Source organism: Agaricicola taiwanensis (assembly GCF_014635245.1).
In the GTDB taxonomy this organism is placed as follows: Bacteria; Pseudomonadota; Alphaproteobacteria; order Rhizobiales; family Methylopilaceae; genus Agaricicola; species Agaricicola taiwanensis.
The window spans coordinates 45,169-60,454 of record NZ_BMCP01000006.1 but is presented as its reverse complement, the minus strand read 5'-3'; the positions used below and the strand labels follow the sequence as shown (position 1 = coordinate 60,454).

Annotated in this window: 16 protein-coding genes and 1 pseudogene; 11 read left to right on the top strand and 6 right to left on the bottom strand. The window is 61.9% G+C overall.

Features of this window, described 5'->3' with window-relative positions; all coding sequences use genetic code 11:
- Window positions 1-91 precede the first annotated feature (91 nt).
- Both IEV58_RS16445 and IEV58_RS16440 read right to left on the bottom strand, forming a co-directional pair.
- Window positions 92-328, bottom strand: coding sequence for a hypothetical protein (locus IEV58_RS16445; RefSeq protein ID WP_188410910.1), 237 nt, complete (start codon window positions 326-328; stop codon window positions 92-94).
- A gap of 40 nt (window positions 329-368) precedes the next feature.
- Window positions 369-1,406: a YeiH family protein gene (locus IEV58_RS16440; protein ID WP_188410909.1), complete on the bottom strand. Its 1,038-nt coding sequence runs from the start codon at window positions 1,404-1,406 to the stop codon at window positions 369-371.
- An 83-nt stretch (window positions 1,407-1,489) separates the two neighbouring features.
- On the opposite strand from IEV58_RS16440, the gene IEV58_RS16435 reads away from it, so the two are divergent.
- From IEV58_RS16435 to IEV58_RS16390, 10 genes are all read left to right on the top strand, one after another.
- Window positions 1,490-2,383 (top strand): LysR family transcriptional regulator, encoded by an 894-nt coding sequence (locus IEV58_RS16435; RefSeq protein ID WP_188410908.1) that lies wholly within the window; start codon window positions 1,490-1,492, stop codon window positions 2,381-2,383.
- Window positions 2,384-2,385: 2 nt separating this feature from the next.
- Window positions 2,386-2,676, top strand: a complete 291-nt coding sequence (locus IEV58_RS16430; RefSeq protein ID WP_188410907.1) for an HNH endonuclease — start codon at window positions 2,386-2,388, stop codon at window positions 2,674-2,676.
- A gap of 370 nt (window positions 2,677-3,046) precedes the next feature.
- A complete protein-coding gene (locus tag IEV58_RS16425; protein ID WP_188410906.1) occupies window positions 3,047-4,249 on the top strand; it encodes an aminotransferase class I/II-fold pyridoxal phosphate-dependent enzyme in 1,203 nt (400 codons plus the stop codon).
- 31 nt (window positions 4,250-4,280) lie between these two features.
- The gene (locus IEV58_RS16420) at window positions 4,281-5,102 is read left to right on the top strand and encodes an ABC transporter substrate-binding protein (protein WP_188410905.1); all 822 of its coding nucleotides are present in this window, start codon (window positions 4,281-4,283) and stop codon (window positions 5,100-5,102) included.
- A 55-nt stretch (window positions 5,103-5,157) separates the two neighbouring features.
- Window positions 5,158-5,844 (top strand): amino acid ABC transporter permease, encoded by a 687-nt coding sequence (locus IEV58_RS16415; RefSeq protein WP_188410904.1) that lies wholly within the window; start codon window positions 5,158-5,160, stop codon window positions 5,842-5,844.
- Complete coding sequence (locus IEV58_RS16410; protein WP_188410903.1) at window positions 5,841-6,530, top strand: amino acid ABC transporter permease; 690 nt, start codon at window positions 5,841-5,843, stop codon at window positions 6,528-6,530. The genes IEV58_RS16415 and IEV58_RS16410 overlap by 4 nt, the downstream gene beginning before the upstream one ends.
- 1 nt (window position 6,531) lies before the next feature.
- Window positions 6,532-7,293 (top strand): amino acid ABC transporter ATP-binding protein, encoded by a 762-nt coding sequence (locus IEV58_RS16405; RefSeq protein ID WP_308791262.1) that lies wholly within the window; start codon window positions 6,532-6,534, stop codon window positions 7,291-7,293.
- A 20-nt stretch (window positions 7,294-7,313) separates the two neighbouring features.
- Window positions 7,314-8,207, top strand: a complete 894-nt coding sequence (locus IEV58_RS16400; RefSeq protein ID WP_188410902.1) for a LysR family transcriptional regulator — start codon at window positions 7,314-7,316, stop codon at window positions 8,205-8,207.
- A gap of 85 nt (window positions 8,208-8,292) precedes the next feature.
- Window positions 8,293-9,000 (top strand): RraA family protein, encoded by a 708-nt coding sequence (locus IEV58_RS16395; RefSeq protein WP_188410901.1) that lies wholly within the window; start codon window positions 8,293-8,295, stop codon window positions 8,998-9,000.
- A gap of 50 nt (window positions 9,001-9,050) precedes the next feature.
- Window positions 9,051-9,740, top strand: a complete 690-nt coding sequence (locus IEV58_RS16390) for a hypothetical protein (RefSeq protein WP_229729541.1) — start codon at window positions 9,051-9,053, stop codon at window positions 9,738-9,740.
- 265 nt (window positions 9,741-10,005) lie between these two features.
- On the opposite strand, the gene IEV58_RS16385 is transcribed toward IEV58_RS16390, so the two are convergent.
- Genes IEV58_RS16385 through IEV58_RS16375 form a run of 3 tightly spaced genes read right to left on the bottom strand, consistent with a single transcriptional unit; the run spans window position 10,006 to window position 14,277 of the window.
- Complete coding sequence (locus IEV58_RS16385; RefSeq protein WP_188410900.1) at window positions 10,006-11,190, bottom strand: PP_RS20740 family protein; 1,185 nt, start codon at window positions 11,188-11,190, stop codon at window positions 10,006-10,008.
- Window positions 11,187-13,211, bottom strand: a complete 2,025-nt coding sequence (locus tag IEV58_RS16380; RefSeq protein WP_188410899.1) for an ATP-binding protein — start codon at window positions 13,209-13,211, stop codon at window positions 11,187-11,189. Before IEV58_RS16380 ends, IEV58_RS16385 begins: the two co-directional genes overlap by 4 nt.
- 46 nt (window positions 13,212-13,257) lie before the next feature.
- Window positions 13,258-14,277, bottom strand: coding sequence for a DNA cytosine methyltransferase (locus IEV58_RS16375; protein WP_188410898.1), 1,020 nt, complete (start codon window positions 14,275-14,277; stop codon window positions 13,258-13,260).
- 165 nt (window positions 14,278-14,442) lie between these two features.
- Between IEV58_RS16375 and IEV58_RS16370 the strand changes: the two genes are divergently transcribed.
- Window positions 14,443-14,865, top strand: coding sequence for a very short patch repair endonuclease (locus tag IEV58_RS16370; RefSeq protein WP_188410897.1), 423 nt, complete (start codon window positions 14,443-14,445; stop codon window positions 14,863-14,865).
- A 316-nt stretch (window positions 14,866-15,181) separates the two neighbouring features.
- Here the strand turns inward: IEV58_RS16370 and IEV58_RS18450 are convergent.
- Window positions 15,182-15,268, bottom strand: a pseudogene (locus IEV58_RS18450) (hypothetical protein); the annotation flags it as partial.
- Window positions 15,269-15,286 lie beyond the last annotated feature (18 nt).

Below are 15,286 nucleotides of genomic sequence, written 5' to 3'. Positions count from 1 at the left end.
ACGTGCGAAATTGGGCAAGGCTGATATACGCTGCTTCGCACCCCTCTACAAGGGCTCAGCGGACCAAATTTTTATGACGGAGATCGTTCCGTCAGCCGCTCTCGAAAATGGGCTCGGCGCGCGTGGCCGATTTGAAGAACGCGTGGATGCCGTAGAAGGCCAGGATCATGAAGAGCGCCTGGAGGGCATACATGCCATAGCTGCCGAACTGGAAGAGATTGGCGACGGCCCAGCCGCCGGCGGCGGCCACGGCCACAAGCTCGGTGCCGATCAGGATGGTGGCGCTGATCACGGTCATCGCATTGTGCTTGTTGATTCGGCGGGCCATGGCGGCAGTCCTTCACGTCGCTTCGAGCTTGCGACTGCTCTTACCCGATCGTGCCGAGATGGTCGAGCACGAAGAGAACCAGTCCGCTCATAAGAGCGAGAGCGGTGAGCGAGAGGACGCCGGCCGCCAGCACCCGACCGCCGGCATGGCCGACGGTGCGCAGGTTGACCACAAGGCCAAGCGCCGCCATGGCGACGAGCGAGAGCACCTCGGAGGCCTCGCCCATGGGCGTGATCAGCACTTCCGGTATAAGGCCGAAGGCGCGCAGGGCCGCGAGGGCGACGAAGCCGATGATGAAGGCCGGCACCAGCCGTGGCCGGTCGCCGGCCGGTGCGCCGCGGCCGCTGGCAAGCCCCAGTGCAATGATGACGGGACCGAGCATCAGCACGCGCATCAGCTTCACCATGGCGCCGACCTGGACGCTGACGGCGCCGCCGGCGGAGGCCGCCGCCAGCACCTGCGGTACGGCATAGACGGTGAGGCCGGCCAAGATGCCGTAGCTTATATCCTGCATGCCGATAAGAGCCCGGATGAGGGGCAGGACAAGAACGGTGCCGAGGCCGATGAGGGCGGTAAAGGCGAGGGCGGCGGCGATCTCATGAGCTTTCGCCCGGATCACCGGCGCGGCGGCCAGGATTGCCGAGTTGCCGCAGATGGCGTTGCCGCAGGCAACCAGCGCGGCAAGGCGCGGCTCCAGGCCGAGCGCGCGGCCGATGACATAGCCGATCGCCACGGCGGCAACCACGAACCCCGCCACGAGGCCCGCGAGGGCAAATTCCTGCTGGCCCATGACGGCGAGGTTCATGGTGGCGCCGAGCAACACGATGGCGATTTCAAGCAGGGTCTTGGCGCCGAAGGTGGCGCCTGGTTTCAGCCGTTCGGGCAGGCCATAGGCGAGATGGATGAGCGAGCCGATAAGAAGGGCGAGGACCAGATCGCTGACCCAGGCCTGGCCAAACAGCCACGCTTCGACGGTGGCCAGGCCCCGTGCCGCCACGGCGACGCCCACGGCCAGCGCGAGACCGGGCGCAAGACGCAGAACAGGAGCAAGGGAGGGAAGAGTGACTGCACGATTCATGTGTCGACATGAGACACATTCCGCCCGTTTATTTACATCGTATAATATGTGATATTCCGTTCGATAAAATCGAACGATTGAACATGACCTTCGAACAGCTGAACATTTTCGTAGCGGTGGCCGAGCGGGAGCATCTGACACGCGGAGCGGCTGCGGTGGGCCTTACACCTTCCGCTGTCAGCGCCGCCATCAAGTCGCTCGAGGGCTACTACCGTGTCCATCTGTTCCACCGCATCGGCCGAAGGATTGAGCTGACGCAGGCAGGGCGTGTCTTCCTGGAGGAGGCCCGGGCGACGCTGGCGCGGGTGCAGGCGGCGGAACGGACGCTGAGTGAGCTTGGCGGCCTGCAACGTGGCTCACTCGACATCTATGCGAGCCAGACCATCGCGAGTTACTGGCTGCCCGCCGTGCTCATGCGGTTCCGCGCCACCTATCCCGGCATCGAGATCCGCCTCAAGGTCGGCAACACCAGGGATGTGACGCAGGCGCTGATCGAAGCGCGGGCGGAGGCGGGATTCATCGAGGGCGCCATAGACGAGCCGGCGCTGCGCTCGCACAAGGTGGCGAGTGACGCCCTGCATATGGTCGTTGCTCCCGGCCACCCGCTGGCCAAGCGCGACAGCCTTTCGGTGCGGGACCTGGAGGCGGGCAGCGATTGGGTGATGCGTGAGCCCGGCTCCGGCACGCGTTCGGAGTTCGAGGCCGCGATACGCGCCGCAGGCGGCAATCCTGCCCGCCTCAACGTCGCGCTGGAACTCCCCTCCAATGAGGCGGTGCTGTCGGCGGTCGTCTCCGGGCCCTGCGCGGCGGTGGTCTCACGCCTTGCCGCCTCGCCGCTGGTGGCGCAGGGACGGCTGGTGGTGGCGAACTTCGAGCTGCCGCGGCGTTCCTTCCAACTCGTCCATCACAAGGAGCGCTATCGCAGCGGCGCCTTCCGCGCGCTTGCCGGTCTCTGCGGCGTGCCGCCGGAGGTCTAGCGGTGCCGAAGCTCCCGCCTGAGGAGGTTGTCAGGTGCTGGCTGTGTCACCGGCCTCTCGGGGCGCGGGTGGAGTGGCATCATCCGCGGCCGAAGAGCCGCGGCGGGCGCGAGGTGGTGCCGGTGCATCCCATCTGCCACCGCACCATTCATGCCAGCTTCACCAATGCGAAGCTTGCGCGCATGGCGGACGAGGGCGTGGAGGTCAGGGAGCAAGCGGAGATCAGGACCTTCCTGAAGTGGATCGCAGGCAAGGACCCGGATTTTCATGCGCCGACACGCGGGCGAAAATAGCGATCGCGTTTGCGAGGCGTGATTTGCGCGCGAATTTTTTTCGCGAGTCCCTGCGCGAATATATCGTTTGATCTGTAATCAAAACGCTGCTGAAAATAATTCCAATGGGTCCGGCGTGTCGAAAACAAAAAGAGATCGATAGGCCAGTGGGGTTCTTTCCGCGATCTCGCGCGCATAACGCCGGCATGGTGGCGGATTTATACGGTTTTCGCCTTCGGCGTTGCAGATTAGATCAACAGGTGGCTGGGACAGTGCAGGACATATCGCAATATAATTCGCGCATTGGCTGGTCTGCATCTGGTGTCCCGCACGATGCGGCATGTGTGGTTGGATGCTCTTCGCGACAAAAGATCGTGCTGGGGCTTGCGGCATGAGTGTCGTGTCCGCCAAGCTGCGTCAGGTCAAGCTGTCGCCAAGCGTCGCCGCGCGCGCCATCGTCGCCAACCTGCGCGAACAGGGGCGCCGCATCATCGACCTAACCGTGGGCGAGCCGGATTTTCCGACACCGGATCATATCCGTCAGGCCGCCCGGGAGGCCATCGACCGAGGCGATACAAAATATCCCCTTTCCCAAGGGACGCTGGCGCTGCGCAGGGCCGTCCAGCAGCGGCTCCAGGCCGATGTCGGCCAGTCCTATCCCGTCGACCAGATCATCGTCAGCACCGGCGCCAAGCAGGTTCTGTACAATGGGTTGGCGGCCTCTCTTGAGGCTGGCGACGAGGTGATCGTCCCGACGCCTTACTGGGTATCCTATCCCGATATGGTGGAACTGGCGGGCGGGACGCCGGTGTTTGCCGGCACCAGTTCGTCAGAGGCCTATAAGCTGATAGCCGAGGTGCTGGAACGGGCGATCTCGCCCAAGACCAAATGGCTGATGCTGAATTCGCCCAGCAATCCCTCGGGCGCGCTCTACAGCGCGGAGGAGCTGCGGGAGATGGCGGGCGTGCTGCGGGCTCACCCGCACGTCTGGGTCATGACCGACGACATCTATGCCCGTCTGAGCTTCGGCGGGCAGAACGCGCCGCATCTTCTCCAGGTGGCTCCTGATCTCGCCGACCGGACATTGGTCGTCAACGGCGTCTCCAAGGCCTATGCCATGACCGGCTGGCGGATCGGTTACGGCGCCGGACCGAAGGATCTCATCAAGGCCATGGCGGTGGTGCAATCGCAGAGCACATCCGGTGCCTCGACCATCGGTCAGGTGGCCGCGCTCGCAGCTCTCACGGGGCCGCAGGATTGCGTGGATCGCTTTACCGCCGTCTTCAAGGAACGACGTGATCTTGCCGTTGCCATTCTCTCGGACGTTCCCGGCCTCGGCATCGTTGTGCCTGACGGGGCCTTCTATGTTTTTCCTGACTGCTCGGCCCTGATCGGCAAGAAGACGCCGTCGGGCGAGGTGATCTCAAGCGATGTTGATCTGGTGCAGCATATACTGAGCCAAGCCGGCGTAGCGCTGATCGATGGTTCATCCTATGGCATCGCAAGTACTTTCCGCGTGTCCTTCGCGGCATCCAACGACGATGTGCGGCAGGGCTGCGAGGCCATTCGCGATGTCTGCCTGGCGCTCGCGTAAAAAATTGACCCAAGGAGAAGGGAACAGAGGCATGATGAAAAACAAATGGAACATACTGGCATTTGCCTTGCCGCTGGCGCTCGCCGCCGTGCCGGCCAAGGCAGATCTTCTGGACGACGTCAAAAGCCGCGGCCAGCTGGTCTGCGGCACGCTCGGCACCTCGCAGCCTTTCAGCTTCCAGGACGATTCCCGCCAGTTGGTCGGCTATGACGTCGATATCTGCAAGCTGGTGGCCGACAAGATCGGCGTGAAGGTCGAATACAAGCTGCTCTCGGTCGCGGCACGCATCCCCGAGCTGAACGGCGGCCGCGTCGACATCGTCGCCGCCAACCTGGGCTGGTCACCGGATCGCGCCGGGCAGATCGACTTCAGCCACAAATATTACGTGACGCCGCAGAAGCTGCTGGTGCTCGACAGCTCCGACATCCAGACCATCGAGGACCTCAAGGGCAAGCGGATCGGCGCGACGAAGGGCTCAAGCTCCGAGCGCGAGATCAAGAACCGTCTCCCCGATTCCCGCGTGATCGGCTACGCCGACAGCCCGGCCACCTTCCTTTCGCTGCAGCAGCGCAAGGTCGATGCGCAGTTCGCCTCCGAGCTGGTGCTTGTGCGCCTCGTCAATGAAAGCCCCGAGGGCCGACCCACCCGCATCCTGGAAAAGGCCGTGATGGAGGAGCCCTGGGGCCTTGGCGTCCGCAAGGGTGAGGGGGCCTTCCTGGCCGCCGTCAACGAGGCGCTCGACGAGGCGGAGAAGTCGGGCGAGGCCGAGAAGCTGTTCAACAAGTGGTTCGGACCCGATACCGCCTACAAGCTGAAGCGCTCGTTCGTGATCGAGCCGCTTCCGGCCAGCTGACGGATAATCCGTGCCGAGCGGGGGCAGGAATGCCCCCGCCATTTCTGGAACCGCAATGACCTTCCTCTCACCTGACCAGATCGAACAGCTGCTCTGGGGTCTGCGGACCACGGTCTTCCTGTTCGCTGCCTCCTGGGTGCTTTCCTTCACGGTGGCGCTGATCCTCGTGACGGTCCGGGCGGCCAACATCGCGCCGCTCCGGTGGGCCGTCGATATCTTCGTGGCCTACCATCGCAATGTGCCGCTGCTGGTGCATGTGCTGTTCTGGTATTTCGCCGTGCCCGAGGTGCTGCCGGAGCCGATCCGGTTCTGGCTTTACGATCATGGGGCGGAGTTCAGCCTCGCCGCGATCGCGCTTGGCCTTGGGTCGTCAGCCTATGTGTCGGAGGACATCCGCAGCGGGCTGCGCGCCATCCCGCACACGCAGTTCGAGGCCGCCACCGCGCTTGGCTGCGGCTATATCCAGTCCATGCGCTACATCATCGTGCCGCAGGCGCTGCGGATATCGCTGCCACCCCTGATCGGCCGCGCGCTGCTCCTGTTCAAGAACACCAGCGTCGCCATGGCGATCGGCGTGGCGGAACTGACCTATCAGACCCGCGAGATCGAGAACGAGACCTTCCAGACCTTCACGGTCTTCGGCATTGCGACGGTGCTTTATCTCATGGGCACATTCCTCATCACCGCTTTCGGCTCCTGGCTCAACGCCCGTGTCAGCGTGAGCAACGGGAGGCGCGCATGATCGATCTCATCCGTGAGTACTGGCTGACGTTCCTGATCGGCCAATATCCCAACGGGCCGCTCGGCGGCCTGGCCATGACGATCATCCTGGCCTTCTGCGGCCTTCTCGCCTCCTTTCCCATCGCGGTGCTGTTCGCGCTGGCGCGGGTGTCGCCGTGGAAGGCGCTGCGGATCGTCAGCGGCACCGTGGTGAACTTCGTTCGCGGCATCCCGCTGCTGATGCTCATCTTCTGGTGCTACTTCGCCATTCCGCTCGCCACCGGCTATGCCGTCAGCGGTTTCTGGACCCTGGTCTGCGCCCTCACCATCTATGAGGCCGCCTATCTCTCGGAAGTGGTGCGTTCGGGCATTCAGGCCATTCCGAAAGGGCAGCTGGAGGCCTCCCGCTCGCTGGGCGGCAGCTACGCGCTCACCATGCGTTCGGTGGTGCTGCCGCAGGCGCTCTTCAACGTGCTCCCCGGCATGGCCAGCCAGTTCGTCTCCACCATCAAGGAAACCTCGCTGGGCTACGTCATCAGCGTCAACGAACTCACCTTTGCCGCCAATCAGGTCAACAACCTGGTGCTGACGCAGCCACTGCAGGTCTTCACCATCCTGGCCTGCATCTATTTCGTTCTGTGCTTCTCGCTCACCCAGGTGCTGGGGCGGATCGAGGCGGCCATCCGCAGAAGAAGAGGACTGATCTGACATGTCTGACACGGTGCCAGGCAGCACCCCCATGGTCCGGTTCGACGCCGTCGACAAATGGTACGGCGACAACCACGTGCTCAAGAACATCAACTTCGAGGTCGCGAAAGGCGAGGTCGTGGTCGTCTGCGGGCCGTCGGGGTCTGGCAAGTCCACGCTCATCCGCACGGTGAACCGGCTGGAGCCGATCCAGAAGGGCAAGATCTACCTCGATGGCCAGGACATCTATGCGCCCTCGCTGGATGTCAACGCCTTCCGCCAGCGCATCGGCTTCGTGTTCCAGCAGTTCAACCTGTTTCCCCATATGAGCGTGCTGGACAATGTCACCTTCGCGCCGCTGAAGATCCAGAAGCGGCCGCGCGGGGAGGCCGAGGCCTTCGCCCGCGAGCTTCTGGAGCGGGTGGGGCTGGCGGCCAAGGCCGATGCCTTCCCCGGCTTTCTCTCGGGCGGCCAGCAGCAGCGCGTGGCCATCGCCCGGGCGCTGGCGCTCAACCCGCCGGTCATGCTGTTCGACGAGCCGACCAGCGCGCTCGATCCTGAAATGGTGGGCGAGGTGCTGCAGGTGATGAGGTCGCTGGCGCGCGAGGGCATCACCATGATCTGCGTGACCCACGAGATGGGCTTTGCCCGCGATGTCTGCGACCGCGTCGTCTTCATGGACGAGGGGCAGATCGTGGTGGACGCGGCGCCGGATGCCTTTTTTGAAAACCCCGATCATCCGCGCGTGCGCCGCTTCCTGGCCGATATCCTGCCGAGGCACTGAGGGGATCGAGGGCGCCGCCGATGTACACCATCAAACAGATGGAAGCCTTTTGCTGGAGCGCCACGCTCGGCAGCTTCGCGGCCGCCTCCAAACAGCTCTTCACCACCCAGTCGACGGTGGCCAAGCGCGTGGCCGAGCTTGAGGGATTTGTCGGCGCGCCGCTGTTCGAGCGCAAATCGAAGACCCTGCAGCTGACCGAAGTCGGCCAACGCCTGCTGACCTATGGGCAGGAGATGCTCGACCTGCACATGAAGGTGGTGCACGCGCTGGCCGACAAGTCCGGCTTCGAAGGCCGGGTACGCATCGGCGCCACCGATCTTGTGGGCCTGACATGGCTGCCCATGCTGATCCAGAGCATCCGGCTGCAGTTTCCCAAGGTGCAGGTGGAGCCCGAGATCGACGGCGGCATCCGCCTCTACGAGCGTCTCGGCCGCAACGAGATCGACATCGCCATCATGCCGGGCCCCTTTGCCAGCCCGACCTTTGATTCCCGGCTGATCGGATCGGTCGAGAACGTCTGGATGGCCAGCCCCGGTTTCCAGGTCGAGACCAAGGAACTGTCGCCGGCGGATGTCTCGCGCCTGCCCGTCATCGTACAGCCGGCCGCTTCCGCGCTGACGCAACTCTACCAGTCCTGGTTCCGCGACCAGGGCTTTGAGCTGCAGCAGGTCCTGACCTGCAACAGCCTCGGCATGGTGGCGCAGCTCACCATCTACGGTCTTGGCCTCAGCTATCTGCCCAGGCTCTATTTCGAGCCTCTGGTGAAGGACGGGCGGCTGCGCATCGTGCCGGTGCACCCGCCGCTGCCGCCGGTCACCTATTACGCCTTTTTCCGCAAGAACGATCAGCTTCCGGTGCTGCCCAGCATCCTGTCGATCGCCGAGCAGGTGGCGGATTTCGGCATGCGGATGTGACGTTCCGGCGCTCAGCGCGCCGGCAAGACCTTTGAAGGACAAAGAGCGGCCGCGGATGCGGCGCTCCAAACGAGGAGTGAATGCCATGATCGGTTTCCGGGTTCGTGCGATCAGCCGCAGGGTCGATGCTGTCTGGTTCGACAAGTTCCGCGCGCTGCCGGTGGCCAACATCAGCGATGTGATGTCCCGGCTTACGGCGGGCGGGGCAGGGATCCACGCCTATTACACGGGCCCCCGCATGGTCGGTCCGGCCATCACGGTGAAGACGCGGCCCGGCGACAACCTCATGGTCCACAAGGCGCTCGATATCGCCGAGCCCGGAGACATCGTGGTGGTGGACGCGGGCGGCGATCTCACCAACGCCATCATCGGCGAGCTCATGGTGGCCCATGCGGCGCAGCGCGGCCTCGGCGGCATCGTCATCTTCGGCGCCATCCGCGACAGCGAGGAACTGTCGGAAGGCTCCTTCCCCGTCTTCGCCTCCGGCGTCACCCACCTCGGCCCCTACAAGGACGGCCCGGGTGAGGTGAACGTGCCGATTGCCATCAACGGCATGGTGGTCGAGCCCGGCGATCTCATCTGCGGCGATGCCGACGGCGTGCTGGCCGTGGCCCATGACGATGTGCCCGCCATCTATGAGGCGGCGCTGAAGAAGCATGAGGCCGAGACGCGCCAGATGGAGAACATCCACGCCGGCCGCAACGACCGCCGCTGGGTGGACGCAACGCTGACGCGCCTCGGCTGCGAGATCGAGGACGGCGTTCCCATGACGACGGCACCTGCCGGCGCCTGATTGGCTGCAGCCCGATCATGTGGGCCGATGCGCCCAGATGATGGGAGGCCGTGCCGTCTCCTTGCCTTGAACGCACGGGCACGGCGCGCCATTTCACGCCCATGGTGCGCAGGCCGACAAAAGTTCTGGAACGGGAGATCGTTGCGCAGTGGCCCTTGTCCGCTGTCGCCACGCTCGGCTCATCCATCCGCGCCAAGGGCATCCTGCTCGAGATCCGCGCTCATCTACCCTGGGGAGCGCGGAAGTCGCTCGAGACCGACGGCAGCATGCTGGTGCTGCACAGGGATGACAACGCCGAGGCCGAGCTTCGCAACGTTTCGGCCATCGTGTCCCGCATGCTTGAGGGCATCGAAAACCTGCCCCTCATCCCGCGCGAGATCGAGGACATCCTCTCCATTTCCGCCGCCGAACGGCACAAGTGGCTGAAGGACGGCCGCCTGCCGAGCGCCGGCACGCGCACAGTGCGGCTGCGCGGCCGCGCGAGGCAGATCACCTTCCATGTCTTCGACCCACGGCAGGTGGAGGACATCCTCGACCGGGACCTGATGTCGGTCTGGCGCGAAGACGACGCCATCGCCGCGGCCGAAAACAGGCGCCGCGCCGCGTGGAAGGCCAAGCTGACGCGGTCGAAGAAGAAGGAGAGGGCGGGGGTGGCTTCTTCTGGCGGCGCGGGAGATGAGGCGCCGCGGCCGAGGCTGGAGAGCTGGGACGAGTTTGAGGATGATGGGTTGCTTCGGTGATTGCTGACGTGAAGTTGCCGAACGGCGCTGTTGAAGCGAATCGTCTTCCTGAGCATGAGCGTATGGCTTTCTGGCGGAGGCTGACGTCTGCGACGAAATTCGCTGTTCTTGCTCTTTTGCTCAGTCCACTAGGCGGCAGTACCATCGCCACGATCGTTGGCCACCCGAAGTAGAAAATCAGTCCGTGCCGGGAACCTAGCTGGCTCAAGCTCACGCGTTCGCCGGCAAGGGCGAGCGACTGCACCGGCGAGGGAAATCTGCGACGTCAGGATTGGTATAGCGAATACGCCCAACTTCGATAAGCATCTTCGCCGAAACGTGCAGACGCGAGAAGTCGACCGGATTTGTCGACCAGTTTCTCAAGGACCTCACTCTGGCGCACGTGCGCATCAAGATCGAACATTGCAATAGCGGTGTCGGCAAGCGCGAGAGCCGCCTCCACCTCCGTCGCACGCGCCGCCTCCTCTGGCGCGGGCAGGATGGCGGTAGGATCTTGCAGCACCTGAACCGCACCATCACACCGGAAGGCTAGTGAGAGCATGTTAGGGCCACTCGTGCCGGATTGATAGTAACAGCCGCTGAGAAGGCTGATGCCGCGCGGTGGCGAAGCTCTTGCTAAGATCCCAAGCATCCACTTGCCTAAGCCTGCGCTGAACAACTTTAAGAAACGCACATCCTGGCGAGTCCAAGCTGACCGTATATCGGTATCAAGTTCCTCAATCTTCGATGCGAGCATCTCGATGAGTTTGGCTTTGAATGCCTCGCTGGCTCTTGAGTTGGCATCAAGCGCGTGCATGAAGCCATCGCGCGCGAAGTCCGCGATGAGGTCCGGCTGCGCCTTCGTGGTGATGAACAAAAGCCACGGCTTCGCCGATTGAAGCTGAAGCTCAAGTAGCTTACCCGCTGCTTCAAGAGAGCTGCCCTTGCGATGGCCAATCTCCCGGAACGCGATCGATTCGCACAAATCGAGGTTGATTGCGTGAAAGGGCCCGGCTCTCATCGTCACCTCGTGGGCTGGGCTCCGGCGGTTGGCAATTGCTTCGAGCCGATAGTCGAGCACCTTCGAATGCTCATCGATCGACGAAAGTGAGCGCACCTCGCTTTGTGAAAGCGCAAGCTCCACGGCCTCTGGTGTCTGCGCACCGACGCTGTTGAACCCGAGATAGCGCAGCTTAACGCCCGCCCGGTCGCAGACGCCATTCAGCGCGCGAACGTCAAGCAGTTCATTCCCCGGAAGAGTAAGATACTTAAATGGATCACCTAGAGAAAGGCCCAGCGCCGGGATGAGCTTGCGCACCTCCGCACACCATTGCTCAATTCGCACGTATTGTTTCCGGGGGTGATGCCAGGCTTTGAAGTCCGTCTTGAGCTTGTCGGGCGCAAGCGTATGAGCGGGCTCCGACTGATAAATGTCCAGTTCTTCCTCTGTCGGCAGCTCGTCGTCGGTCATCTTTTTCCATCGTCGAAGAAGACCGCAAGGATCGCGTTCATCAGCCGGTGCTGGTCCTCGTACGCCATGTTGTCGAAGATCCCAAAACCGTCGAGGATCGTAGCAATCGCCTTGAGCTTCTGCTCACGCTCGGTGACATCGCGCGCCTTTCCTGCGACAGGCTTTACCGCCGAAAGCTTGCTGCGGTCGAACGCGATGACACCCTGCTGCCGACGTTCAGCTGCCGCAGCTGCGTTACTCGCCATTTCAACTGGCGGAGGGCGCTCAGTGCTTTCACGCCTAGCAGCTCGCCACGCGTCCGAGGCGTATTGGCCGAGTCGAGCGCCGGTCTCCTCCTGTCTGACCTCAGCCTCGGCCTCTCGAATAGCTCCGCTCACCGCCTTTTGCGTGTTGGCGACCTGGCGTAGCGCCCGGTGTAGCCATTTACTCACCAAGGCGTAGTGCGGATGGGCGAAGTTGAAGGATTCGCGGTCGATGTTGAGAGCGGCGTCGAGGCCTTTCGACACAAAGATTTCGGCCGTAATCTGCCGGAGCCGCGTTTGCTCTGACACCTGGTATTTCATAAAAGTGTCGTCGAATAGGGCTCCGCTCGCGCCGTTAATGCGGACGAGAACGCCATTATTTTCTTTTGGAACGATTTTTGAGTTCCAGAAAAGATACGCCTCGAAGGAAAGCTCTCCGCCGCGAATAGAAGCCGGCACTTTTGACAGATCAGGTGTATATTTTCCCACGAACATCATCGGATGCTGAACGGCCTGCCGTTCGGATGGCCACCATTCAAACGTTATTGGTCGCCTCAGTTCGATAGCATCAACGAAGACTTTGAAGCCGCCGCCCGCCGCGGTGTCGTGCGCAGTAAGCCCCGCCGCTTCGCGGATCTTCTGGCCCCCTTCGAGGTCAAGCTTTTGAGCTTGACCTCGAGCGTTCGTAATCATGAACGCCACGGGATCATCCAAACTGGTGAGGTCGAATGGATGCCCATCAAGATACGGGACCGGAGCTGACAGACTGAGCGTCCACAGCAGCGCTAAATAGTTGTCGAATGTCCGAGCAACTTCGGGCCGATCTGAAGCGCTGCCCACTTGGCCGGCAAGTGCCGTCCGGAGCGCTTCGAACTTTTGAAGCGGCGTTGGCTTAGCGATATCCTTCCACGGCATCGCGGGCCCGTCCTGGAAAACCAGTTGTTTGTCGTCTGGATCAGGCTCCTGAGCAAGGTTTCCTGAGTGAAACACTGGCGCAGTGACAGCAGGATCTCGATCCTTCTCTGGCAGCTCCAGTTGCTCATAGTAGCTCTCCCACCGTTCCCTACTCCGCAGGATATTACGCGCGCGAGGGTGGATTTGCCGCAGGATGATCTGCGTCCCGTGCGCCTTGATATCTTCCGCCGGCACGCTCACCACTCGAACGGTGCCAGTTTCAAACGGCCGGTCCGCTGCAGCCTCTTCCTCATCCTCAAGATAAGTGCGCAGGATCACATCCGCGAACAAGCGATGATCCGCCCCTTTTCGCTTCGTAATTATTTGAAAGTGCGAAGTCAGCTGACTAACGGAGAACAAGCCTATGCCGATCTTCCCAATCAGCTTGCGTCCAGCGGGCGACAGCCCCGCATTGTCTGCTGCGGTCGTGCCCATATCCTTTCCGAGACTCGTCCGCTTCGTGCTACCGCCTATGTGGTGAATGAGACGCGAAAGCGCCTCCTCGTCCATGCCGATGCCGTTGTCGCGGACTTCTATCTGAGAATAGCGTGGAGAGTCCGTCTCGATGAACACTTCCGTTGCGTCAGCATCGTATGCATTCGAGATGAGTTCGCGCAGCGCTGACGATGGCTGGCGATATATGCCGTCGGTTATCCTTGCGAGAACACGGTCATCAGTCTTCAAGACGGTTTCAGCTGGCTCGCCGGTCGTCCGTGACTTGATCATGTCCTCCGTGAAGCGCTTTTCTGCTTCAAGAACGCCTGGTCGGTCCGAGTTTTGGCCGTCCGCGTAGGGTCTGCCGCCGCTGTTCGAACCCGTCGTCATGGAGCGGTATGCTCGATATGAATGGAGGAGAGAGCGAATGAGCGCTTCATGCTGCGGCGCGCCTCTCAAGCTGCGTTATGAGTGCCGAGATGGACTGGCCAACAGCCTTCGCCATCGGTGGCGGCACGGCCTCGCTTACCTGGTCGATCTGCGATGACAGCGAACCGGTAAGCTCATACTCATGCGGGAAGCCTTGCAACCGCATTCCCTCATAGACGCTCAGGCGGCGCTTTCCACTAGGGTGCACATGAACCTCGCGGTGCCCATAAGCAACGGTGATGCTTGGCCTATCCCAAGCCAGCGTCTTGAAGCTTCGATAGCTTGTGTCGCCAGGTTTCAGCGAGCCGTCCGCGAACCTTGCCGACTTTGGCGCCATGCACCAATGGTTGACATGGTGCTCACAGATCTCCGGGATGCCGGCTCGGCTGAAGTGCCACGGTTCCGGAAGACCCCAGATAGCCGATCTAACGGTCACACTCTCGGGTTTTTGAGTCGTCGTATCTGGAGACGGCCAGTCTATCTCGCCGAAAAGCTGCTTGTTGATCCCTACGATAAACAGCCGCTGCCTGTTTTGCGGAACCTCGAAATCAACAGCGTTCAGCAGTTGCTCAGAAATATGGAATCCGGCGTCAGATAGCGACTTCTTGAAATGCGTTAGACGATGGGAGTGCGTCCCGCTGCGCAAGCCCTTAACATTCTCCATAACGAAGAACTTGACCGGACTACGCTCATTGAGGGCGCGCAGCAAGGCGGCGTAAACCAGCGGGAGTCGATGGCGCGGGTCAGAATCGGCGATTGATCGATTTGCCTGGCTAAAGCTTTGACAGGGAGGTCCGCCAATTACACCTGTTGGCGCAAACCTAGCGCCATAAAGCTCATCGAGCATTTCTAGCGTTATGAGGTTGACGTCGCGCAGATGCCCCCTCTGTGACAACCGGTTCCGATTGTAAGACGCGACGCTGTCAGCCTTCTTGTCGAAGGCGAGACCGATCTCAAAGCCCGCCTGCTCAAAACCTAGGTCCAGTCCCCCAGCGCCACAGAAAAGGCTCAGCAGCAATTCAGCCATCCCTGTTCCAGACTCGATGCTCGACGATTAACTAGCCGAATTATTGCAGGAACGCCAACAAAAGGTGAGGGCTGTTCATTTCAGGTCTGCACAAGGTTGGACAAAGATCGCGCCCCCGGCGGGTCCAACCCGTGAACTAGAAACAGCGCGCCAACGTTAGCTATTATGGACAAAATCAGCCCGAACCGGCGAAGTGCCAACATGCGAGCGATCCGCTCGAAGAACACCAAGCCGGAACTCGCGGTGCGGGCGCTACTGCGACGCGCTGGCTTCGTTGGCTATCGGCTCCATAGACCAGATCTTCCCGGGCGGCCCGACATCGCTTTTATCAAGTGGAAGAAAGCTATTTTCGTGCATGGCTGCTTTTGGCATGGCCATAACTGCAAAACGGGAACACGCAAGCCCGACTCCCACCAAGACTACTGGTTGCCAAAGATCGAGGGGAATCGGCAGCGCGATTTGAGGGATGTCGCGGCCCTGGCCGGGGCCGGCTGGAACGTGATGACTGTTTGGGAATGCGAGATCCGCGACCCGTTCTTGTCTGATCGGCTAACAAATTTTCTGGCTCAGCATCCTCAACGGAGTTGATGCTAGCCTGGTAACACAAAAACTCGGCGCGGTGCGTATTCCGCTACTGCTCGTAATAGCCTCAAGAACCAAGGCGACAAATGATAGCTGCGTTGAAGATGGCCATCGGAAGCCTGCTGGGCGCCTTTTCTAAGATCGGAGACCAGGCTGCCTCATGAGATTTTAGATTATGCAAGGCGAAAGAAACTCAGACGACGGTTCCACGTTCGTTGTGCGGCCACCCTTACAACCTCCTCACGACCGCCCCCCTTACATGCCGCGTCGCCGCGCGCTTCATGTCGCCTGCGTCAGGCGCGTCGATGTGGCGGTAGCGGGACTAAGCGATGCCGAAGAGGCCTGCGGCCGTCAGCGCCAGCAGGACCCAGCCGTGAGGCTGCTCGCTGAGCGTGTCCAGCGTGCCGCTGAGGCCCTTGGCTTAGGC